At 43.9% G+C, this 20,917-nt stretch carries 18 protein-coding genes and 1 pseudogene; 8 read left to right on the top strand and 11 right to left on the bottom strand.

Annotation, left to right across the window (positions count from 1 at the left end):
• Positions 1-110: 110 nt before the first annotated feature.
• Complete coding sequence (locus EXZ60_RS12040; protein ID WP_013857002.1) at positions 111-1,349, top strand: CinA family nicotinamide mononucleotide deamidase-related protein; 1,239 nt, start codon at positions 111-113, stop codon at positions 1,347-1,349.
• Positions 1,350-1,612: 263 nt separating this feature from the next.
• Complete coding sequence (locus EXZ60_RS12035; protein WP_013857001.1) at positions 1,613-1,867, top strand: hypothetical protein; 255 nt, start codon at positions 1,613-1,615, stop codon at positions 1,865-1,867.
• A 67-nt stretch (positions 1,868-1,934) separates the two neighbouring features.
• On the opposite strand, the gene yfaE is transcribed toward EXZ60_RS12035, so the two are convergent.
• From yfaE to ubiG, 4 genes are all read right to left on the bottom strand, one after another.
• Positions 1,935-2,213, bottom strand: coding sequence for a class I ribonucleotide reductase maintenance protein YfaE (gene yfaE, locus EXZ60_RS12030; protein WP_013857000.1), 279 nt, complete (start codon positions 2,211-2,213; stop codon positions 1,935-1,937).
• The gene (gene nrdB, locus EXZ60_RS12025; RefSeq protein ID WP_010318364.1) at positions 2,213-3,346 is read right to left on the bottom strand and encodes a class Ia ribonucleoside-diphosphate reductase subunit beta; all 1,134 of its coding nucleotides are present in this window, start codon (positions 3,344-3,346) and stop codon (positions 2,213-2,215) included. The genes yfaE and nrdB overlap by 1 nt, the downstream gene beginning before the upstream one ends.
• Positions 3,347-3,414: 68 nt before the next feature.
• Positions 3,415-5,697, bottom strand: coding sequence for a class 1a ribonucleoside-diphosphate reductase subunit alpha (nrdA, locus tag EXZ60_RS12020; RefSeq protein WP_017046168.1), 2,283 nt, complete (start codon positions 5,695-5,697; stop codon positions 3,415-3,417).
• Positions 5,698-6,177: 480 nt separating this feature from the next.
• Positions 6,178-6,885 (bottom strand): bifunctional 2-polyprenyl-6-hydroxyphenol methylase/3-demethylubiquinol 3-O-methyltransferase UbiG, encoded by a 708-nt coding sequence (gene ubiG, locus EXZ60_RS12015; RefSeq protein ID WP_017044298.1) that lies wholly within the window; start codon positions 6,883-6,885, stop codon positions 6,178-6,180.
• Between the two features lie 294 nt (positions 6,886-7,179).
• On the opposite strand from ubiG, the gene gyrA reads away from it, so the two are divergent.
• The 3 genes and pseudogenes from gyrA (at position 7,180) to EXZ60_RS12000 (ending at position 12,203) form a co-directional block, all read left to right on the top strand.
• On the top strand, positions 7,180-9,903 hold the full coding sequence (gyrA, locus tag EXZ60_RS12010; protein WP_019282877.1) for a DNA topoisomerase (ATP-hydrolyzing) subunit A: 2,724 nt from the start codon (positions 7,180-7,182) through the stop codon (positions 9,901-9,903).
• Between the two features lie 349 nt (positions 9,904-10,252).
• Positions 10,253-11,901, top strand: a pseudogene (locus EXZ60_RS12005) (methyl-accepting chemotaxis protein).
• Positions 11,902-12,026: 125 nt separating this feature from the next.
• Entirely contained in the window at positions 12,027-12,203 is a 177-nt protein-coding gene (locus tag EXZ60_RS12000) for a hypothetical protein (RefSeq protein ID WP_017042466.1), read from the top strand.
• A gap of 94 nt (positions 12,204-12,297) precedes the next feature.
• Here the strand turns inward: EXZ60_RS12000 and manA are convergent, their stop codons facing one another.
• Positions 12,298-13,494: a mannose-6-phosphate isomerase, class I gene (manA, locus tag EXZ60_RS11995; protein WP_277435750.1), complete on the bottom strand. Its 1,197-nt coding sequence runs from the start codon at positions 13,492-13,494 to the stop codon at positions 12,298-12,300.
• A gap of 153 nt (positions 13,495-13,647) precedes the next feature.
• Positions 13,648-15,546 (bottom strand): fructose-specific PTS transporter subunit EIIC, encoded by a 1,899-nt coding sequence (locus EXZ60_RS11990; protein WP_017047683.1) that lies wholly within the window; start codon positions 15,544-15,546, stop codon positions 13,648-13,650.
• 327 nt (positions 15,547-15,873) lie between these two features.
• Between EXZ60_RS11990 and EXZ60_RS11985 the strand changes: the two genes are divergently transcribed.
• Positions 15,874-16,776 carry an AraC family transcriptional regulator gene (locus tag EXZ60_RS11985; protein WP_277435749.1) on the top strand — a complete coding sequence of 301 codons (903 nt, stop codon included), beginning with the start codon at positions 15,874-15,876 and terminating at the stop codon, positions 16,774-16,776.
• A 2-nt stretch (positions 16,777-16,778) separates the two neighbouring features.
• On the opposite strand, the gene EXZ60_RS11980 is transcribed toward EXZ60_RS11985, so the two are convergent.
• From EXZ60_RS11980 to EXZ60_RS11970, 3 genes are all read right to left on the bottom strand, one after another.
• Complete coding sequence (locus tag EXZ60_RS11980) at positions 16,779-17,573, bottom strand: PTS sugar transporter subunit IIA (protein WP_277435748.1); 795 nt, start codon at positions 17,571-17,573, stop codon at positions 16,779-16,781.
• Positions 17,574-17,579: 6 nt separating this feature from the next.
• Positions 17,580-17,876: a PTS fructose transporter subunit IIB gene (locus tag EXZ60_RS11975; RefSeq protein ID WP_013856969.1), complete on the bottom strand. Its 297-nt coding sequence runs from the start codon at positions 17,874-17,876 to the stop codon at positions 17,580-17,582.
• A 104-nt stretch (positions 17,877-17,980) separates the two neighbouring features.
• Complete coding sequence (locus tag EXZ60_RS11970; protein ID WP_013856968.1) at positions 17,981-18,388, bottom strand: PaaI family thioesterase; 408 nt, start codon at positions 18,386-18,388, stop codon at positions 17,981-17,983.
• A gap of 39 nt (positions 18,389-18,427) precedes the next feature.
• Here EXZ60_RS11970 and EXZ60_RS11965 point away from each other — a divergent pair, with 39 nt between their 5' ends.
• Positions 18,428-18,706 (top strand): DUF134 domain-containing protein, encoded by a 279-nt coding sequence (locus EXZ60_RS11965; RefSeq protein WP_026027228.1) that lies wholly within the window; start codon positions 18,428-18,430, stop codon positions 18,704-18,706.
• On the opposite strand, the gene nqrM is transcribed toward EXZ60_RS11965, so the two are convergent.
• Positions 18,703-18,906, bottom strand: a complete 204-nt coding sequence (gene nqrM / locus EXZ60_RS11960; protein ID WP_013856966.1) for a (Na+)-NQR maturation NqrM — start codon at positions 18,904-18,906, stop codon at positions 18,703-18,705. The two genes, EXZ60_RS11965 and nqrM, sit on opposite strands and share 4 nt — an antisense overlap.
• Complete coding sequence (locus EXZ60_RS11955) at positions 18,906-19,391, bottom strand: NifB/NifX family molybdenum-iron cluster-binding protein (protein ID WP_234913579.1); 486 nt, start codon at positions 19,389-19,391, stop codon at positions 18,906-18,908. The genes nqrM and EXZ60_RS11955 overlap by 1 nt, the downstream gene beginning before the upstream one ends.
• Before the next feature lie 551 nt (positions 19,392-19,942).
• Between EXZ60_RS11955 and mglB the strand changes: the two genes are divergently transcribed.
• Positions 19,943-20,917 (top strand): galactose/glucose ABC transporter substrate-binding protein MglB, encoded by a 975-nt coding sequence (mglB, locus tag EXZ60_RS11950; protein ID WP_026027227.1) that lies wholly within the window; start codon positions 19,943-19,945, stop codon positions 20,915-20,917.

Here is a 20,917-nt window from a genome sequence, read left to right as displayed (position 1 = left end):
TAAGGAAACTTATGAGAAAAATAGCATTCAAAGCGTTATATATTGCACTTTATTCTCTGCCGTATTGATTGATAGCACACCTGTAAGCGTACACAAAAGGACACCATGATATGTTGAAAATAGCAATGTTAAGCACGGGTGAGGAAGTGCTCCATGGCGATATTGTCGATACCAATGCTGCTTGGTTATCCAGTGAGTTCTTCCAGCAGGGTTTTTCGTTAGTAAAACGATCAACGGTAGGCGATAGCCAGCAAGCCTTGGTTGAAGAGTTACTGATGCTTAGTTTCAATAATGATGTATTGATCGTAAATGGCGGGCTCGGCCCAACGTCTGATGATTTAAGTGCGGCGGCGGCGGCTCAAGCGGCGGACCAAAAGTTGGTGTTGTCTGTGCTGTGGAAGCAAAAACTGGACGAATTTTTTGCGCAGCGTGGTGTTGTGATGCCAGAAAGTAACCTCAAACAAGCGATGTTACCGGAGTTCTCTGACATCATTGATAACCCAATAGGGACGGCTTGCGGCTTTAAAGTTCAGATTAATGATTGTGTTTGTTATTTCACCCCCGGAGTACCCAAAGAGTTTAAGTTGATGGTCTCTGAACAGATTTTACCTGACTTGCTAGCGACATACCCACAACAAACGGGATTAGAGTGCAGCCGTTTATTCACTCTGGGTTCATCGGAATCGGCCATTTCAGATAAGTTGGATAAATTAGTCTTACCGGAAGGGTATATGCTGGGGTATCGTTCTTATCTGCCTTTTATTGAGGTGAAATTGTTTGGTCCGAAAAGTGATTTAGAACGCCGAGTAAAACTACTACAGATCATCTACCAGCATTTGGAACAACATGTTGTGAGTGTCGATGAACCTATGCTCACGCATATCGGTCATTTAATGCAAGACAAAGGATTATCGATCTCTATTGCAGAACAAGCGACCAAAGGTTGGCTTGCCAGTTGGTTGTTAAGTAACGAGCAAGTGGAAGCGTTGAGCGGTCACTGCTGGATTTTGAGCCGCAACGTTGAATCGGGCTTAGGCGATCAAGATCCACTCGCGGCGTCATTAGCGCTTGCTGGCGCAACGAAGGAAAAGTGTTCTACTTCGTTATCGCTCGTGACTGGTGTATTAAATGATGATCAATTTAGCCTAGCTTTATCGGCTCCGCAGGGAGAGTGGGGACAGATCCTCAAATTCAAGCGTCGTTACAGCGCCGATGAGCAGAGGGAGTTAATGGGGACCATCGCGGCTGATATGTTACGCCGCTATTTATCGAATAAGCCTATTTTTGCTCAGTATGGGGCATTGATCTCCGTCAAAGAGATGTTTTTACCTGCGAGCGTTATTGGCTAATTAACTCAATGTGTTAGCGTGTTTTTAAATCTAAGTTATTGATAATGAGGCTCTTTATGTTTAAATTGTATCGGGTGGTAACTGCATGATTTTTTGGCTTATTCCGTAGGTTCGGTGAGGTGCTTAGCTTATGATTATTTCGTCTAAAGACTAAGCTCATGATTTCACGCATCAGATAAAATTGTTTCAAAATTGGGTCTTTTTTACACATCTTTTCTCTGTACACTGTCAGTCCGCTCGATGAAATTCAGCAGGAGGCTGACATGTTTAACCAATCGAAAATTTTAGTTTGGTATAAAGTTGCAAGTCAAAAAGTGATCTTAGGTGAGGCATTGAGTAATGAAATGAGTGATGTTGTTTCTTTATGGCTCAACGCTCCATCAGACTTAGATACGCCTAGCTATCAAGGATATAGACTTTCATTGTTTGATGGGGATGGCAGAGAAATCGCTAACAAATCCGTATCAATGGGTACAGCTGATGGCATTCTTCTAGGAATGTATAAAGCCAGAGCATAGCTCTGGCTTTACCTTTTTAACGCGCCAATGTGTGATGCGTTAACAGTGCACTATTGGCAGATCGAGATTAGGCTCGCCTTGCTTTGGGTCGATAATTAACACCAGCAAGTTCCACGTGGCTTTTGGCTTTACAAATACAGGGCAATATTTCGTTGCGCTCTGTGTAAGCCATCGCAAAACCAACGTATTCCACTTCGCCTTTAACGAGCGTGCAGCGACAGGCACCACAGTGACCATCGCGACAGTTGTACTCTGGCTCTAGCCCCGCACTCTCCATACTTTCCAATAAAGTATTGGAAGAGTTTGATTCTATGGTTGTAACTTTGTTGATTTTAATGGTCGCCATTACAGCTCAAAGTCCTCGAAGTCATTGGCACGAACTTCATTGTCAATTTGGCCTACAAGGTAGGAGCTGATTTCTGCTTCTTGAGGTGCAACTTGTACGTTGTCTGAAGACAACCACGCATTAATCCAAGGAATTGGATTTGATGTTGCGCCGGGGTAGGCGATATCTAAACCAACCGCTTGCATACGAACGTTGGTTATGTATTCAACGTATTGGCACAGAATGTCTTTGTTTAAACCAATCATCGAACCATCTTTAAACAGATATTCAGCCCACTCTTTTTCTTGTTCAGCAGCCGCTTTGAACAAATCAAAACATTCTTGCTTGCACTCTTCAGCGATTTGTAAGAAAGCGAAATCGTCTTGTCCATTACGCAGCAAGTTGATCATATGCTGTGTACCAGTCAGGTGCAAAGCTTCATCACGTGCAATCAACTTGATGATTTTGGCGTTACCTTCCATCAATTCGCGCTCTGCAAAGGCAAATGAGCAGGCGAAGCTGACATAGAAACGAATCGCTTCCAACGCATTGACTGACATCAAGCAAAGATAAAGTTTGCGTTTCAGGTCACCCAAGCTAATTTTGACGCTCTCACCATTAATCTGATGTGTTCCTTCACCAAAACGGTGGTAGTCATTAGACAGTTGGATCAGATCATCGTAATAGTGTGCAATGTCTTTTGCGCGTTTCAATATATGTTCATTTTCGACGATGTCATCAAACACAATGCCAGGATCATTCACAATATTACGAATAATATGAGTGTATGAACGTGAGTGGATTGTTTCTGAAAATGACCAGGTTTCAATCCATGTTTCCACTTCAGGAAGCGAAACCAGCGGTAGCAGTGCCACGTTAGGGCTGCGACCTTGGATTGAATCCAGTAGCGTTTGATATTTTAAGTTCGAGATGAAAATGTGCTTTTCATGATCTGGAAGCTTGTTGTAATCAATGCGATCACTCGATACGTCGACTTCTTCTGGACGCCAGAAGAACGAGAGCTGTTTTTCTATCAGTTTTTCAAAAATTTCAAACTTTTGCTGGTCGTAACGAGCCACGTTAACCGATTGGCCAAGAAACATCGGTTCTTTGAGTTGATCATTCTTTTTTTGAGAAAAAGTACTGTAAGCCATAAATGCCTCAATCCCTTTTAAGCTCCCCTGCGTGGGGAGCATTATTGAATACGTTGAGTAAAATAGAGTTAGATCTTACAACCGCCGCCCGCACAATCATCATCTTGTGCCTGTACTGCGTCTTTTTGATCATCCTTCGCGCCATCACGAGTGTTGTGATAGTACAAGGTTTTCACACCAAATTTATATGCCGTCAGCAGATCTTGCAGCAACTGTTTCATTGGTACTTTGCCACTTTCATACGCGCTGGGGTCGTAGTTGGTATTAGCGGAAATCGCTTGGTCAACAAATTTCTGCATGATGCCGACTAGGTGCAGATAGCCGTTGTTAGAACCAATATTCCACAATAACTCATAGTTCTCTTTCAAATTAATGAAATCCGGCACGACTTGTTTCAAGATGCCATCTTTTGAGGCTTTTACTGAAACATAACCGCGAGGAGGCTCAATACCGTTGGTGGCATTGGAAATTTGCGAAGAGGTTTCTGAAGGCATTAACGCTGTTAACGTTGAGTTACGTAAGCCAAATTCCATGATCTCTGCGCGCAGCGCATCCCAATCATAATGCAAAGGTTCTGCGCAAATTTGGTCGACATCTTTTTTATAGGTGTCGATAGGCAGCAAGCCTTTGGCATAATTTGTTTCATGGAATAGAGGGCATCGGCCTTGTTCTTTGGCTAACGCGACTGAAGCCTTCAACAGGTAATATTGCATCGCTTCAAAAGTGCGGTGTGTCAAACCATTTGCACTACCGTCCGAATATTTCACGCCATTTTTCGCCAGATAGTAAGCGTAGTTAATCACGCCTACACCCAATGTACGGCGATTCATGGTTGACTTATAAGCGGCAGGCAGTGGGTAATCTTGATAATCCAACAGTGCATCTAGCGCACGAACCACAAGATCAGACAACTCTTCGAAATCATCCAGAGATTGAATTGAACCTAAGTTGAATGCCGAAAGCGTACATAGCGCAATCTCACCTTCATTATCTTCAACATTAGACAGCGGTTTCGTCGGCAGTGCGATCTCCAAACAGAGATTGGATTGGCGAACAGGCGCTACAGACGCATCAAACGGGCTGTGCGTATTGCAGTGGTCAACGTTCTGGATGTAGATACGGCCAGTGGAGGCACGTTCTTGCATCAATAGGGAGAACAGTTCTACCGCTTTCACCGTCTCTTTTTTAATCGAAGTGTCATTCTCATATTGAACATACAAACGTTCGAATTCGTCTTGGTTTTCGAAGAATGCGTCATACAATCCAGGCACATCAGAAGGGGAGAATAGGGTAATATTACCGCCTTGGACTAAGCGAGAATACATCAACTTATTGAGCTGAACACCATAGTCCATATGACGAACACGGTTCTCTTCAACGCCGCGGTTATTTTTCAATACCAGTAGCGACTGCACTTCACCGTGCCACAAAGGGTAGAAGACAGTGGCTGCGCCACCACGTACACCACCTTGAGAACAGCATTTCACTGCGGTTTGGAAATATTTATAAAAAGGAATACAACCCGTGTGGAATGCTTCACCACCGCGAATTTCCGAGCCTAATGCACGAATGCGGCCCGCGTTAATACCAATACCCGCACGCTGTGATACATAACGTACGATAGAGCTTGCTGTGGCATTGATTGAATCTAAGCTGTCACCACATTCAATCAACACACATGAGCTAAATTGACGGGTAGGCGTGCGCACGCCCGACATGATTGGCGTTGGCAGCGAGATTTTGAACATTGATGTTGCGTCGTAAAAACGCTTAATGTAATCGAGACGGTTTTCTTTTGGATATTTCGCGAATAAGCAAGCGGCGACCAAAATGTAGAGGAACTGGGCACTCTCATAAATTTGTTTAGTCACACGGTTTTGCACGAAGTACTTACCTTCAAGCTGTTTTACCGCGGCGTAAGAAAAATTAAGGTCACGTGCGTGATCGATATAAGTGTCGAGTTCTTCAAATTCTGCGCGAGTATAATCTTCGATAAGGTGCTTATCGTATTTGCCCATTTCAACCAAACGAGAGACATGGTTGTACAAAGTGGGTGGCTCGTATTGTCCGTAGGCTTTTTTACGCAAATGGAACACCGAAAGACGAGCAGCTAGATATTGGTAATCTGGCGTCTCTTCTGAAATCAAATCGGCAGCGGATTTGATGATAGTCTCATGGATGTCAGAGGTGGTAATACCATCGTAAAACTGAATGTGAGCTTTCAGTTCTACTTGTGATACAGAGACATTGTGCAGGTCTTCCGCAGCCCACGCGATTACACGGTGGATTTTCTCAAGATCAATTGTTTCTTTGCGTCCATCACGCTTGGTGACAGTAAGTTTTTGGTTCATTCTGCTTCATTTCCCTAACAAAACTGATTAAGGCCGTATTTTTGTAGAATTGTTGTAAATTTCATCGCGGCTTTGTGATCTGAATTTATCTATATATTGTAGTGCAAACACAACATATAGGGGTTCTTTGCTTTGCGAGTTACAAGATAGTGCTATCTGAAGCTCATTTCAAGTTACAGATCTGGGACAGCTTGTGGATAACTAGCAAAAATAAAAAAAACAGTTAGTACCCACTTACTGATGATCAAAGAGCCGATTTGATTGTAGAAAATTACCGTTTTGAGTTTGGTTTAGATGTAACCACAATCAAAAAAAAACTTCTTGATCTTTGAGGAAAAAAGGGAGCGATTTTCGATGTGGTTAAAATGGAATCTAGAGCACAAAAAACAGCCTAGAAACCGAGAAAAAATGTGCTATTCGGCTTAATTTTTAACGTGAGCAATACGCTATCGATAATGGCATATTAGATGACCACTGACTTTAAAAAAGCTGAGTATGAACGATGTAATTGACATCAACATTGCGCCCTAAACGGTAAGTATCGGTTAACGGGTTATAAAGTAGGCCTGTTATTCCTTGCTCTTGCAGGTTTGTTTTATCAATCATCTTAATCAGTTCCGATGGGCGGATGAATTTTTCATGATCATGTGTGCCTTCTGGAACAATGCGTAGCAACTTTTCTGCGCCCACGATGGCAAACAGGTAAGACTTAAAATTACGATTGAGCGTAGAAAAGAAAACATGACCGCCGGGTTTGACCAACGCAGAGCAGGCTTGAACAACGGACAATGGGTCTGGAACATGCTCAAGCATTTCCATGCAGGTGACAACATCATATGTGTGTGGGTTGTCAGCGGCGTGGTCTTCAATCGTACTTTGAATATAAGTGAGCTTTGTTCCGGTTTCTAAAGCATGTAAACGAGCGACTTCAAGCGGTTCTTTGCCCATGTCTAAGCCAGTCACTTGCGCACCTTCTCGCGCCATGCTTTCGGCTAAAATTCCGCCACCACATCCAACATCGAGCACCTTCTTGCCAAATAGGCCGTTGGCATTGACCAACACATAGTTCAATCTTAACGGGTTAATTTGATGCAGTGGCTTAAATTCACCATCCAGATCCCACCAGCGTGACGCCATCTCTTCAAACTTTTTAATTTCATTAAGATCAACGTTTTGTGCTTTAGTCATGTTAGATTCGCTCTTGCTGTCAAAATAGGCATCTTTAGTTGTGTGGGGTATTATAACCAGTTGATTATCACAGGCTACAGGTTATCTTTATTTCATTAATTTTTGGCTAAAATTTGGCCATTAATCAGCCGGGTATGGAATGAATGTGCAATTTCTCGGCACTTGATACACAACAAAGGTCACAACCTGATAAAAGGAAAGGGAAAGGGATGCCGAAGTAGTGAATTATGTGTTATATTTTTCGGCCTTGTACGTATCGAATATACGATCAAAAGATAGAGGGATAATGGCTCTATGAGCGATCTAGCTAGAGAGATCACGCCCGTAAACATTGAAGATGAGCTAAGAGGTTCATACCTAGACTACGCGATGTCAGTTATCGTGGGTCGTGCTCTTCCAGATGTGCGTGATGGCCTAAAACCAGTACACCGTCGCGTTCTATTCGCGATGAATGTGCTTGGTAACGATTGGAATAAACCATATAAAAAATCTGCCCGTGTTGTGGGCGATGTGATTGGTAAATATCACCCGCATGGTGATAGTGCTGTATACGATACGATTGTTCGTATGGCGCAGCCGTTCTCATTGCGTTACATGTTGGTCGATGGCCAAGGTAACTTTGGCTCGATCGATGGTGACTCTGCGGCAGCAATGCGTTACACCGAAGTACGCATGTCAAAAATTGCCCACGAACTGCTTGCCGATCTCGACAAAGAAACGGTCGATTATGTACCGAACTATGACGGTACAGAACAGATCCCTGCGGTTCTTCCTACGAAAATTCCTAACCTACTGGTGAATGGCTCATCCGGTATTGCAGTAGGTATGGCAACCAACATTCCACCCCATAACCTAACGGAAGTGGTCGAAGGTTGCTTGGCCTATATAAATAATGAAGACATCACCATTGATGAGCTGATGGACTACATTCCGGGCCCAGATTTCCCAACAGCAGCATTAATCAGTGGCCGCAAAGGAATTATCGACGCTTATAAAACAGGGCGCGGTAAAGTCTACATGCGCTCTAAAGCGGATATCGAAGTCGAGAAGAATGGTAAAGAAACCATTATCGTCAGAGAAATCCCTTATCAAGTGAACAAAGCACGCTTGATTGAAAAAATTGCTGAGTTGGTTAAAGAGAAAAAAGTCGAAGGCATCAGTGCACTGCGTGATGAGTCTGATAAAGACGGCATGCGTATTGTTATCGAATGTAAACGTGATGCGGTTGGCGAAGTGGTACTGAACAACCTTTACGCTCAAACACAGTTACAAACAACATTCGGCATCAACATGGTTGCGCTGGATAATGGTCAACCTAAGCTATTCAACTTGAAAGAAATGTTGAAATGCTTTGTTGATCACCGCCGTGAAGTGGTGACGCGTCGTACTATTTTTGAACTGCGTAAAGCTCGTGATCGTGCCCACATTCTAGAAGCACTGGCTCTCGCGTTAGCCAACATTGATGAAATCATCGAATTGATTCGCCGCGCAGCAACGCCAGCAGAAGCAAAAGAAGGCTTGATTGCTCGTGGTTGGGATCTTGGCAACGTAGCGTCAATGCTTGAACGTGCTGGAACCGATGCCGCTCGTCCTGAATGGCTTGAACCAGAATACGGTATCCGTGATGGCAAATATTTCTTAACTGAGCAACAAGCCCAAGCAATTCTTGAACTTCGTCTGCACAGATTGACAGGTTTAGAGCACGAAAAAATTCTTGATGAGTACAAAGCTCTTCTGGAAGAAATCGCTGAACTGATGCATATCCTTGCTAGCACTGAACGTTTGATGGAAGTGATCCGCGAAGAGCTTGAAACTGTTCGTGATGCTTTTGGTGACGCACGACGCACTGAAATTACCGCGGCAACTCACGATATCGACATGGAAGAGCTGATTGCTCGTGAAGATGTGGTCGTTACACTTTCTCATGCAGGTTATGTGAAATACCAGATCCTCAGCGATTACGAAGCACAACGCCGTGGTGGTAAAGGTAAGAGCGCGACGAAGATGAAAGAAGAAGACTACATTGAGCGTCTTCTTGTGGCGAATACTCATGACCATATTCTTTGCTTCTCGACTCGTGGTAAGACATACCGTTTGAAAGTCTATCAATTACCGCTAGCGAGCCGTACAGCGCGTGGTAAACCTATCGTTAACATTCTTCCTCTGGAAGAAGGGGAACGTATTACTGCGATTTTGCCAGTCACTGAGTTTAGTGATGATAAGTTTATCTTTATGGCGACCGGTGACGGTACAGTGAAGAAAACATCACTTTCAAGCTTTGCCAACGTGCGTTCTAACGGTTTGATCGCGGTTAACTTGCGTGAAGATGACTCTTTGATTGGTGTGGACATTACCGATGGCAACAGTGAAATTATGCTGTTTTCTAAATTTGGTAAAGTGGTTCGCTTTAAAGAATCAGAAGAAACGCCAGTATTGGATGAAAATGGTCAGCCTGTTCTTGATGAACATGGCCAGCCAGAAATTAAGTTCAAAGGTGTTCGCGCCATGGGACGCACAGCGTCCGGTGTTCGTGGTATGAAGCTAGCAGAAGGCGACCAAGTGGTATCGCTGATTGTTCCTTCAAATGATGGCGACATCTTAACAGTGACACAAAACGGCTATGGTAAACGTACAACCTTAGGGGAATACCCAACTAAAGGTCGTGCAACTCAAGGCGTTGTTTCAATCAAGGTGTCTGAGCGTAATGGTCAAGTTGTCGGCGCAGTGCAAACTGAAGAAGGCGATGAGTTCATGATGATCACCGATGCCGGTACGCTCGTTCGTACTCGCGTCGCGGAAGTGAGCCAAGTGGGACGCAATACTCAAGGTGTGACCTTGATTCGCACCGCTGAAGATGAAAACGTCGTAGGTTTACAACGTATTGAAGAAATTGAAGATGTTGAGTTACCAGAAGGTGAGGAATTGCCAGAAGGTGAAGCGAGCGTTGCAATTTTAGAAGTACAACGTGACGCAGAAGAGGCTGACTCTGAACCGAGCAGCGATTCTGAAGACGAGTAATCGTTTCACATATCCACCTTTATTCTAAGGTGATAAAGAATAAAAGCCGGAGCATTGATTGCTTCGGCTTTTTACTTCTAGCGAGCAGCCCATCTAACAAGTGAAGGATTTCCATTCAGCGTTGAAATCGTGGTGGTCTTTTTGAAAAGATCATCTGTGCCACAAATACGGCTGACTCCACATCTCTCATTCAACCTAAAATTGCCTATACTTAGCTATTGAGTTAACGTCATAAAAGTCATTAATTTAATTTCTAGAAAAGATAACTTTTTAATAAATAAGAAACCATTCATTGGTTAAGATCTGTCCCCATAACATAATGGCGCTACAACTAAAAAGGATATAAAAGATGTTTGCTAATCGGTTTACCTTACAATCGCGATTAATTTTTGCGGTGTTATTACCTTGCGTTGCGTTGATTATTGTTGGAATGGCGAGCTTCAATAGCATGTCGACGATTCAACGACAGGCAGAACAGCTCTATCTCAATACGGCCGCGCCAATGCGTTCAATGGCTGAAGTTGCCTCTCGAATTCCCCGTATGCGGGTTGGTATCGATATGATGTTACTTCAAGAGACGTCGTTAAGAGATAAAAAAAGGGTGTCCTCACACGCGTGAAAGAGACACGTGACGAAGATATCCCTGAAATGAGGCAGTCTGTCGAGCACGCAGTTCAGTCACAAGTGGATCCAGAACAGCGTAGACAAGTTCAGCAGCTGTTGACTGACTTTGAAAAAATGGTCAGTACTCAGCTTAATCCTATGTTGGCGGCATTTGAAAAGGGCGATCTAGATACGGCGCGCAACATATACCGAGATCAATATGCGGTTACCTATGGTGAACTGCGTAAAAAAGCCAATGTGATCCTCGATTCGCTACTAGAGCAGGCCAAACAGCAGAACGTCAATAGCCAAAAGAGTTATGCCCAAGGGCAAAATCACATGTTTATCATTATTGGTATTGGCGTGCTAATTTCGTTTGTCACTTCATTCTTTATTGTTATCGGCCTAAAAACGAGAGTGGCCAGCCTACAAAAATCCATTGCTTTGGCAGCTGAAAACATGGCGCTAGATGCTCGCATTGATTTAGGTGGTCAAGATGAGTTATCGAAAATTAGTGACAGTTTTAACGACTTCATTGAGAAAGTACATGTAGCGATCAAGCAAGTGGCTTCGAGTTCTTATGAATTAGCGAATACGGCTAACCAAGTTTCAGCTCGGGCACTATTAACCAAAAACAACTGCACTTCGCAACGTGATAGAACAGTTCAAGTGGCCACTGCCATTCATGAATTAGGCGCAACGGTAGGCGAAATTGCAAACAACGCAGCTCAAGCTGCCGACGTTGCGAAACAGGCCACTCATCAGGCGGAAAATGGCACCACTGTAGTAGAGAAAGCACAAGTGCAAATTGCAGATTTGATCACTGAATTAGAGCAAGCTGCACAAGTCGTAGGCTCTTTGGCTGGTCAAGTGGTTAACATCAGCTCGATACTTGAGACTATTCGTAGCATTTCCGAGCAAACGAACTTACTTGCATTGAACGCAGCGATTGAGGCGGCGCGAGCGGGAGAGCAAGGTCGAGGTTTTGCGGTCGTTGCCGATGAGGTGCGAAATTTAGCAAGCCGTTCTGCTGCATCAACCGAAGAAATTCAAAGAGTCATTAATAACTTACAGGAAGAATCGAAACGGGCGGTTGGGGCAATGTCCCAGGGCCGAGAGCAGAGTTTGTTGGTGGTTGAACAAGCTGAAAATGCCAATAGTTCGCTAAAACAGATCCGCGTTTATATAGAGAATATTAGTGATCAGAACATTCAAGTGGCGACGGCAACGGAAGAGCAATCAAGTGTGGTCAGTGAAATCAACCGCACCGTTGAAGATATTAATCATCTCACCATGGAAACAACAACAGTAGCTGAGGAGCTCACTGTCAGTAGCGAACATTTGAAAAAAGTTTCTAAGCAACTCGATAGCCTAGTGAATAATTTTAAATTGTAATTTTGATACTTTAGGCTTAGATATTAGAAATGTGATAACTATTCCATAACTTAACACGACATAAGACATGTCTATGAAAAATGGTATTATTTTTGAGAATTTTAGTATTTTTATAGGAATCGGTTGTGGACCCTGTGATATCGCAATTAAAGAAGGATTTTTATGCGCAGATTCGCTCTCTCAAAGACGGTCCGACATCTGAATCTCAAACGACCTTAGCACTGCTCACAGAAGAAGAGTTGCAACAACTTGAACAAATGTGGGTTGAACTGGCGGTTTGGAAGCAGTCGCAGAATATCTAACTGCCCACAAATCGATTAGCGCAAATTTTCGTAATAATCCCAAATAAAAAGCCAGCAGAACAGATGCTGGCTTTTTTGTTTATCACGTCGGCTGTTAATTATACGCGCGTGCGACACGTCCAAGTGATGACAGTTGATAATGTTCAGCGTATGCGGGGATGAAGATTGAGTGACCTTTTTTCACGGTTAGAGACTCACCATTGTCATGGGTTAAGGTCGCATCAGCATCAATGGCAAAGATAATTTCGGCACTGTTGATTTTCACGTTAACTTGCGCGGCATTGAGGTAAATCGCAAACTTAAAATCGCGGACTGGGACAGGGAACAGTAATGCTCCATTTTCTTCGATTGGTTTCAATAACAGGCTTGAAGCGGGTTTTTCTTCAAATAGCGTGCATGATGCGAGCTCTTCAATATCCATGTGTTTGGGTGTTAGGCCAGCGCGCAACACGTTGTCTGAATTGGCCATGATTTCAAGCCCGGTACCTTTCAAGTAGGCGTGTGGCGTTCTGGCGTCTAAAAACATGGCCTCACCCGGAGCTAAAGTGAGTACATTGAGCATTAATGGAGAAAATAGACCGATATCACCGGGGTACTGTTGTGCCAGCTCTAAAATGAGCTCAAAAAGATCATCATCTGAATGATGATGGGCATACGCTAATAATGCATTCACCGCATGTTCTTTTTTCTCGCCAGTTAATGATAGCAATGCACTAAAAAAGGTTTTTAAACCTTGTGATGTTGGGTTGTGTGCAAAAGCATCGACCAGGGTTGAAATCGCATTGATATTCAGCGTTTGAAATTGTTCAACAATCTCTGTGATTGGGCGAAACCCATTCATCGCTTGATAAGGGGTAAGGGCGTAAACCAATTCCGGCTTGTGGTTAGAATCTTTATAGTTGCGATGTCCGGCATTGAGTGGGATCCCCGCTTGGTTTTCTTTCTCAAAACCAATTTCCGCTTCTTGCTTACTTGGGTGAACTTGAATCGAAAGGGCGTTCGCTGCGGCAAGTACTTTGAAAAGATAAGGTAACTCACCAAAGGTTGTTGCAGTAGCAGCAGAAAGAAACGCTGTTTTATCTTGGTTGATCATCTCAAGCAACGAAACAGGTTCTCCATTCACATGAATTTGTGAGCATCCATTTGGGTGTGCTCCCATCCAAATTTCTGCTTGTGGAACGTTGTTTGGGTTAGCAATATCAAACAAGTGCTGAATCGAAGTCGTGCTTCCCCACGCATAGTTTTGGATGACATTGTCCATCAAAAAGAAAGGTTGTTTGTTATTGGTCATAGTACATCTCACAAAAAATCAAAATAAAAACAAAGCAGCAGTACATAGAGTAAGCGAAATAAAAAACTCCCGAGTTAAAGCGGGAGTACAACATAAAATCAGAAGCTCAGCGTTGATGAACATCAAGCACTCTCGGGGGAGAGTGCTTGATCATTAAGCCGTTGCTTGTTGTAATTTCGCTTGGCGCATTTTTTTCAGAGTGATACAAACAACACCTGTCACTACAGCACCGGTTGCCATGCAAAGCAAAGCTAGCAAAGGCTTATTCATAGCACCGAGCAATGCTACTACAGGACCGCCGTGGGCAACACTGTTTGTAATGCCAAAAGTGAACGCCATAACCGCTGCAACCATCGACCCCAAGATGTTTGCTGGAATGACTGACATCGGATCTTGTGCGGCAAATGGAATCGCCCCTTCAGAGATACCAACCAAGCCCATTGCACCGGAAGCTTTCCCTGCTTCAATTTCAGAGGCTTCAAACAAGTTCAGTTTACGGCCCAAAACGGTTGCTAAAGCCATACCGAGTGGCGCGACTGGAATGGCACACGCCATTGCACCCATAAATTGAGTTTGACCGCTGGCGATCATACCAACAGAGAAGAGGAATGCCACTTTGTTAAATGGGCCACCCATATCAAAGCCAGCCATGCCACCGAGCACAATACCGAGCAGTATCACGTTACCTGAGCTCATGCTCGTAAGTAGTGCGGTTAAGCCATCCATCAAGCTTGCAATCGGCGCGCCGATAACAAAAATAAAGAGCCCAGAGATAAAGAGTGAGCCTGCGATGGGTGCAATCATGATTGGCACAAGTGGTTGAATAAACTTGTGAAAATGGATGCTTGTTAACCATTTGATGAAATAACCGACTAAAAGGCCTGCAATAATGGCACCGATAAAACCTGTACCGGCATCTGCGCCGTAGAATGACCCGTTGTTAGCGATCCAACCACCAATTAAGCCAGGAGTCAGAGCGGGGCGATCGGCGATCGCATACGCGATGTAACCTGCAAGAATGGGGATCATCAACGTAAAAGCAACCACACCGACGTTCAGCACTTGGTTCCACATACTGCCGTCAGGAATGGCCATACCAGCTTCGGTTGGCTCGCCGCCAATAGCGAGTGCTAAAGCAATCAACAAACCGCCAGTAACAACGAATGGGATCATATGCGATACACCATTCATCAAATAGCGGTATAAATCGGAGCGAGCTTGCGCCGCTTTGCCTTTTCCATCTAAAGTCTTGGTACTGGCATCGGCTTGATATTTTGGTGCGCTGAGGGCTTTTTCAATCAACCCTTTTGCATCACGAATCGGCGCTTTAACACCAGTTTCAATCAGTTTTTTACCCGCAAAGCGCACCATGTCAACTTGCTTGTCGCAAGCCACGATGATCGCATCAGCTTTAGCGATCTCTTCATCCGTTGGGCTATTTTTCACCCCAATCGAACCGTTGGTTTCGACTTTAATTTGATAACCCATCGCGGCGGCCCCTTTTTCCAGCGCTTCAGCGGCAAGATAAGTGTGTGCGACACCGGCTGGGCAGCCCGTTACGCCAATCAAGAAGCCTTTATTAGCTTCAACATCGGTTGTTTTTTCGGTTTTTTGTAGCAACAAATCTAGCGCTGCTTGCTCTGTTTTGGCGTCTAAGAAACGTTGGATGAACCCTTCTTCAATCAGCTTGGAAGAGAGCTCTGCCAGCACTTCAATATGATGATTTGAACCACCATCGGGAGAGGCTATCATGAAAAATAATTTAGAAGGTAAGCCATCTTCCGCGCCATATTCGATACCGCTTTTGCTGATGCCTATCACAACTGCAGGCGAGATAACGGCGGAACTTTTGGCATGAGGCAGCGCGACACCATCTTCAAATCCAGTGTTACCAAGCTCTTCACGAGCATAGATATCGGCTAAAAACTGCGATTTATCGCTAATGCGTCCTTGTTCTAACAGTACATCGACCAGCTCTGAGAAAACGCCATCTTTTGATGTTGCTTTCAAATCAAGCCGGATCAAGTTCTCATTAATGAGTTGAGTGATCATGTTTCGTCCCCTATATGGTTTTTATCCCCTTCGCACTTAGAGCTGAGCCATGTTGGCTGCAACTTCAAACTGTTTGGGGATATTGTTATTGCGCACCGCGCTTTTTGTTGGAGATATTGTGAGCGCCTCGGGTGAACAGTGGTAGTGTACGAAACTGGCATTTACTGGATTATTGTAACCTGTGGCTGCAAACGTGATCAGGCTCTTATTTTTGTTTTAGGGTGATAATTTGAATTTATGATTAATTTTTTATTTTAATTCAATTAGATAAATTGATTATTTTGCATTTTCGATCGGAATTATCGAATGCGTAATGATTGGTGATTCATGAGGTATTGGATTATAGTTGCCTCGTTTATTGATGGGTATAGGGTGAATTTTGTGATCCCAGTATTTAAAAATGTGATTGAAGTGCTGCTCTCGGAGCGAGAAAGTTTTAATCGAATATGGTTTGCTGGGGACAAAATAACGCCGCCAGCGTTCAGTTACCAAGTCAATTTTCCTCGTCTAGAATTGGTTTTAAGCGGCGTGTATAGCAACGAAATCGAAGAGATTGAACAAGGTATTAGTAAGGTCAACATCTTATCTGGTGATGCGCTTTATATACCTCCGAACTGCTGGAATAAACCTGATTGGCAAGAGAGCTGTTCGGTCTTGAGTTTGCTATTTGGCCGTCGTCAAATGGGGTTTAGTTTGGTCAGTAAACACAAAGGCGAGAGTGGTTTTTATGATGTTCAGAAACACAGTATCCCAACGCGTACTGGGCACGCGATTGATCACATGCTCGAAGGGCTAAATGCATTAGCACGTGAGCCTCAGAAAAGTCCAATGGACGAACATTTGTTGCTGGCTCTGTTGAGTTACAGCGCCACAATGCTCGATCAACCGACCGCTTCTCCTAAAAAGCGCAGTGAAGATTTATATCAAGGTATCTGCATTTATATCCAAGAAAATTTTCATCGCAATATTTGCCGTGACAGCATCGCACAGCGGTTTAATATCTCTGCCAACCATTTATCGCGCATGTTTCGCCAACAAGGACACATGACTCTTGCTGATTACATCACTTGGGTAAGAATTGAACGGGCAAAATTTATGTTGAAGAAATATACCTTTCGTTTAGCCGAAGTGGCCACGCGCTGTGGATTTCAAGATGTGAATTATTTTTTCCGCGTATTTAAAAGCAAAGCGGGTATGACTCCATCTGAATATCGAACTCTGTCGCAATAAAGCTATTCATTTTGTATTGGGTCGCACGGCTTAGCCATCACGTGCAGCAAAATGGCTTTAAGGGTTTCTTCTCTTTTTGCCGTAAGTAGCCATTGACGATGTTCCTCTTCCAGCAACCAACGAGTTAACTGCGTGACCGGTTTAATCACGGTTCGCGGCGCTGATGTCGGCAGTAATAAGGTGATGATCAGCGACACATCGCCGGATTTTTCTGACCATGATAGCGGGTTTGCTAACCAGTGAACCGCCAGTGTTGGCTGGGCAACTCGTGCGTGAATGATATGGGGTAGCGCTATTCCACGGCCAATAATGGTCGGGGAGATGGCTTCTCTTTTTTCCAGCGCATGCAAAATATCATGGCAATGTGCGGGCATGATCTGCTTAGCAATCGTGTCGAGTGCCTCTGATTTGCTAAGCTCAGGGCCTAATGTGGCGTAATGCCACTGTAGCGAAAAGGGCAGTTTAAAAGCAGAGTGGGTGGCAAACGCCCATTCCGCTTTGGCATTTTGTTTGTGCGATGTTGAAATAAGCAGTGTGTGCTCGCGCAAATACTCTGTCATCACCATGCAGGCCAACTCGGCGTCGAGCCCTTCAATGGCAATTTGGCATACATCTCCCGGGTTTGAACCAAGGCTTAACACTTGCAGTGTATGGTTGAGCATTGCCTTGTTGTCACGCGTGATGTTAAACAGCACCACCACCGAGCGAAAATGGCGGTTGAGATCTTTCAATTCATTTAATTGCCAGCTGACCAGACCGCCTGCTTTTAAAACAAAAGTGATGCGTGTTGTGATCATCGGCGGTTACAAATGACGATCTAAAACAGATTGCACGTTCGTCAACACTTCTTCAATGGACACCTGAACCGTTTTGCAACCAACAAAACGTTCACGCTGTTCAATGTCGATATCTGAAGCGATGAGGATCAGATCCGCGTTGACAATATCTGCCACTGTCAGTGGGTTCTCGACACCCATTGCACCTTGGGTTTCGACTTTGATTGAGATATTACGCTTATTCGCTTCTTTTTTGAGTGCGTCTGCGGCCATATAGGTGTGCGCGATGCCTGTTGGACAAGCGGTTACTGCGATAATTTTCATAACGAAAGATAATAGAGAAATGATGAGTGAGTATAAGGAGGATGAAAGCGTGACTCAACCGAAGTTTACGCTAAGCCAGTACCCTAATGACTGTAGCACTCAGGCTACTCGGCTTTGCACATAAACTTTGCACTGGCCGTAGAATAGGGAAGCCCATCATAAAAAATGGTGCTGCACAGATAGTAAATGTGACGTTTTTGTTTGATAAGATGCGCTTCGACTTGTAATGGTACATTCAGTGGAATAGGGTGCAGATAACGTACGTTTAGCTCTGCCGTCATCGCATAAATGCACTGTGCAAACAGACAATGCGTCATGGCAGCGTCATGTAAGGTGCTGATAAGTCCACCCTGCATGACCCCTTGATAGCCTTGCATCTTTTCTGTTGCTACAATCTGTGCGCATACGCTCCCCGTTTCTGTTTGGTTAAATTGCAGTGTGTGCGTTTCAGAAAAGAACGGGGCACAACACACCGCGCAGTGGCAATGTTGTAGGGGAGGCTGAATGTTCATAAGTTCACCAAACTGTTTTTAAATTATTAGGAGAAGAAAATGGCAAGACCCAAAAAAATTCGTCGTGTTTGTGGTCAAGCGGCGTATGCATGCTTCAAACCCAACGGTGTCAAATTATCTGAATTGAACACAGTAGATTTACTGCCAGAAGAACTTGAAGCGCTGCGTTTGGCTGATAAAGAGGGGCTTAGCCAATTGCAAGCGGCTACGCAGATGGGCATATCGCGACAAACCTTTGGTAATATCGTTAACCAAGCAAGAGCGAAAGTCGCGACTTGCTTGGTGGAAGGTCATGCGTTGATGTTGGTTGAACGCTAACGCTCGTGATCAGGTTCTTGAATTTGATACAACACCTTCTGATGCTCATCACAAACGTCTACGCAGTTACATTCTCTTTCAATATCGATATTTGCTAATCCACCACAACTGCCTTGCAGCGAGCGGCGGCGAAACAAAACACCGATCGCCATCAAGACAATAATGCCAATAAAAAACGCAAAGGTTATAACATAAGTCATTATTTTCCCTCGACAATCGCTTTTACTTTCAGCACTTTCTTCAACGCTTCTATGGTAGTTGGTGACAGCATTCTGGGTGCCAGTTTGTTATGTTTACCCACTTTCTTCGATCCACATTGACTAGCACAACGTTTCTTCGATTTATTGGCTGAAGGCTTGCCAAAAGAGACGTCGGTGACGGGCAGAAGATGGTTTGGATGAAGTGATGTTAATTGGCTGCCTCTTGGTGCGTAATATACCGCAATCTTCTTTTCTAAAATCGCGGCTAACATATTTTGTCCGATATTGCGGGCGATAACAGCGTCCACTCTATTCTCTCTTAGCAGTGCAAGTAGCTGTTTTTTGTGGCCACAACTGCCCTCGGTTTTCGTAACGTCAATACGTTGGCTAGTGGCGGTGGTATCGTCCACAATCATCAATTGAGGCGCTTTGGCAAAGTGATTAAAAGGCGAGTTTTGATCACAAGGGATGGCATAAATCATCATGGCTCCTAAAGTTTATCGGGTTCTTGTATTTAAAATACACCTTATTATTGGCATATGCCAATAATAAAAATGACAATGTAAGAGTTCATTAATTAAAAGTCGTGGTGCTGTTTGGTAAATTGAGACCCGATATGGCGTAAAAATACGCGAATAAATTGCAGTCGTATGTAACAAGCCTCATCTACACTTTGTGAGCAGTCAAATGAAAGTTAAATCTATTGCATATTGGAAACTCGCAAGTGTAAACGTTAACATTTGGTGTTTTGAGAGGTATGATCTCTTTCGTGGTGGATCGCACTTTTAAAAAGAGAAATAGGTCTCGATGTTACATTGCGTTACGTATGATTACTTAGTTTTGCAATAGTTATCAAACTATTCACAAGAAACTGCATGAAAATGCGATTTCAAAACTGAAATTTTAACTGGTTCACATTAATTGTTTGTTTTACTACTATACTCTGAAAGGTAAACGTTTTCACTGCTGTTTCTCAGAGTTAACGTTTCTCCCCCTACACAACGTAATAACAACACTAACAAATAGGACTTGTTCAATGAGAAAGTTAACTACTTTAGCCATGCTTGCGGCTGGTATGAGTTTCGGCACTCAAGTCATGGCTGACACAACGATCGGTGTGACCGTTTATAAGTACGATGATAACTTTATGTCAGTTGTTCGCCAAGCGATTGAAAAACAGGCAAATAATGACGGCAACACCAAGGTTTTGATGAATGACTCACAAAACAGCCAATCAATGCAAAATGACCAAGTGGATGTCATGTTGGCTCGTGGCGTGAAAGCACTGGCGATCAACCTTGTCGACCCTGCAGCTGCACCAAGTATTATTCAAAAAGCGAAAATGGATGATGTTCCTATCGTTTTTTACAATAAAGAACCGAGTGCTAAAGCGCTCGCTTCATATGACAAAGCCTATTATGTGGGTACAGATTCAAAAGAGTCGGGCATCATCCAAGGCGATCTCATTGCGCAACACTGGAAAGCCAATCCTGCTTGGGATAAAAACGGTGACGGTGTACTGCAGTATGTAATGCTGAAAGGCGAACCAGGTCACCCAGATGCGGAAGCTCGTACTTCTTATTCTGTGAAAACCATTAACGAAAATGGCATCAAAACAGAAGAGCTACACATGGATACTGGTATGTGGGATACCGCCATGGCAAAAGATAAAATGGATGCTTGGTTATCTGGCCCCAACGGCAGCAAAATCGAAGTCGTGATTGCCAATAATGATGGTATGGCGATGGGTGCGATTGAAGCGTTACGTGGTGCGGGTGCGAAAGTACCAGTATTCGGTGTTGATGCGTTAGCAGAAGCATTAGCATTAGTTAAATCTGGCGACATGGCAGGCACTGTGCTTAATGATGCAGATTCACAAGCCAAAGCGACATTTGAACTTGCACGTAATTTAGCCAACGGCAAAGCTGCAACCGAAGGCACTCAATGGGAAATGGCCAATAAGATTGTTCGTGTTCCTTATGTTGGTGTGGATAAATCGACACTCGAGTAA

The organism is Vibrio sp. 1151_11 (assembly GCF_029478525.1).
GTDB lineage: Bacteria > Pseudomonadota > Gammaproteobacteria > Enterobacterales > Vibrionaceae > Vibrio > Vibrio anguillarum.
The sequence above is the reverse complement of the archived record's forward strand: the minus strand, read 5'-3'. Positions and strand labels throughout refer to the sequence as shown.

What these genes read in the sequence shown, in the direction of transcription:
- EXZ60_RS12040 (WP_013857002.1), top strand. Translation starts at nt 111, where the DNA reads ATGTTGAAAATAGCAATGTTAAGCACGGGTGAGGAAGTGCTCCATGGC.
- EXZ60_RS12035 (WP_013857001.1), top strand. Translation starts at nt 1,613, where the DNA reads ATGTTTAACCAATCGAAAATTTTAGTTTGGTATAAAGTTGCAAGTCAA.
- yfaE (WP_013857000.1), bottom strand. Translation starts at nt 2,213, where the DNA reads ATGGCGACCATTAAAATCAACAAAGTTACAACCATAGAATCAAACTCT.
- nrdB (WP_010318364.1), bottom strand. Translation starts at nt 3,346, where the DNA reads ATGGCTTACAGTACTTTTTCTCAAAAAAAGAATGATCAACTCAAAGAA.
- nrdA (WP_017046168.1), bottom strand. Translation starts at nt 5,697, where the DNA reads ATGAACCAAAAACTTACTGTCACCAAGCGTGATGGACGCAAAGAAACA.
- ubiG (WP_017044298.1), bottom strand. Translation starts at nt 6,885, where the DNA reads ATGACTAAAGCACAAAACGTTGATCTTAATGAAATTAAAAAGTTTGAA.
- gyrA (WP_019282877.1), top strand. Translation starts at nt 7,180, where the DNA reads ATGAGCGATCTAGCTAGAGAGATCACGCCCGTAAACATTGAAGATGAG.
- manA (WP_277435750.1), bottom strand. Translation starts at nt 13,494, where the DNA reads ATGACCAATAACAAACAACCTTTCTTTTTGATGGACAATGTCATCCAA.
- EXZ60_RS11990 (WP_017047683.1), bottom strand. Translation starts at nt 15,546, where the DNA reads ATGATCACTCAACTCATTAATGAGAACTTGATCCGGCTTGATTTGAAA.
- EXZ60_RS11985 (WP_277435749.1), top strand. Translation starts at nt 15,874, where the DNA reads ATGAGGTATTGGATTATAGTTGCCTCGTTTATTGATGGGTATAGGGTG.
- EXZ60_RS11980 (WP_277435748.1), bottom strand. Translation starts at nt 17,573, where the DNA reads ATGATCACAACACGCATCACTTTTGTTTTAAAAGCAGGCGGTCTGGTC.
- EXZ60_RS11975 (WP_013856969.1), bottom strand. Translation starts at nt 17,876, where the DNA reads ATGAAAATTATCGCAGTAACCGCTTGTCCAACAGGCATCGCGCACACC.
- EXZ60_RS11970 (WP_013856968.1), bottom strand. Translation starts at nt 18,388, where the DNA reads ATGAACATTCAGCCTCCCCTACAACATTGCCACTGCGCGGTGTGTTGT.
- EXZ60_RS11965 (WP_026027228.1), top strand. Translation starts at nt 18,428, where the DNA reads ATGGCAAGACCCAAAAAAATTCGTCGTGTTTGTGGTCAAGCGGCGTAT.
- nqrM (WP_013856966.1), bottom strand. Translation starts at nt 18,906, where the DNA reads ATGACTTATGTTATAACCTTTGCGTTTTTTATTGGCATTATTGTCTTG.
- EXZ60_RS11955 (WP_234913579.1), bottom strand. Translation starts at nt 19,391, where the DNA reads ATGATGATTTATGCCATCCCTTGTGATCAAAACTCGCCTTTTAATCAC.
- mglB (WP_026027227.1), top strand. Translation starts at nt 19,943, where the DNA reads ATGAGAAAGTTAACTACTTTAGCCATGCTTGCGGCTGGTATGAGTTTC.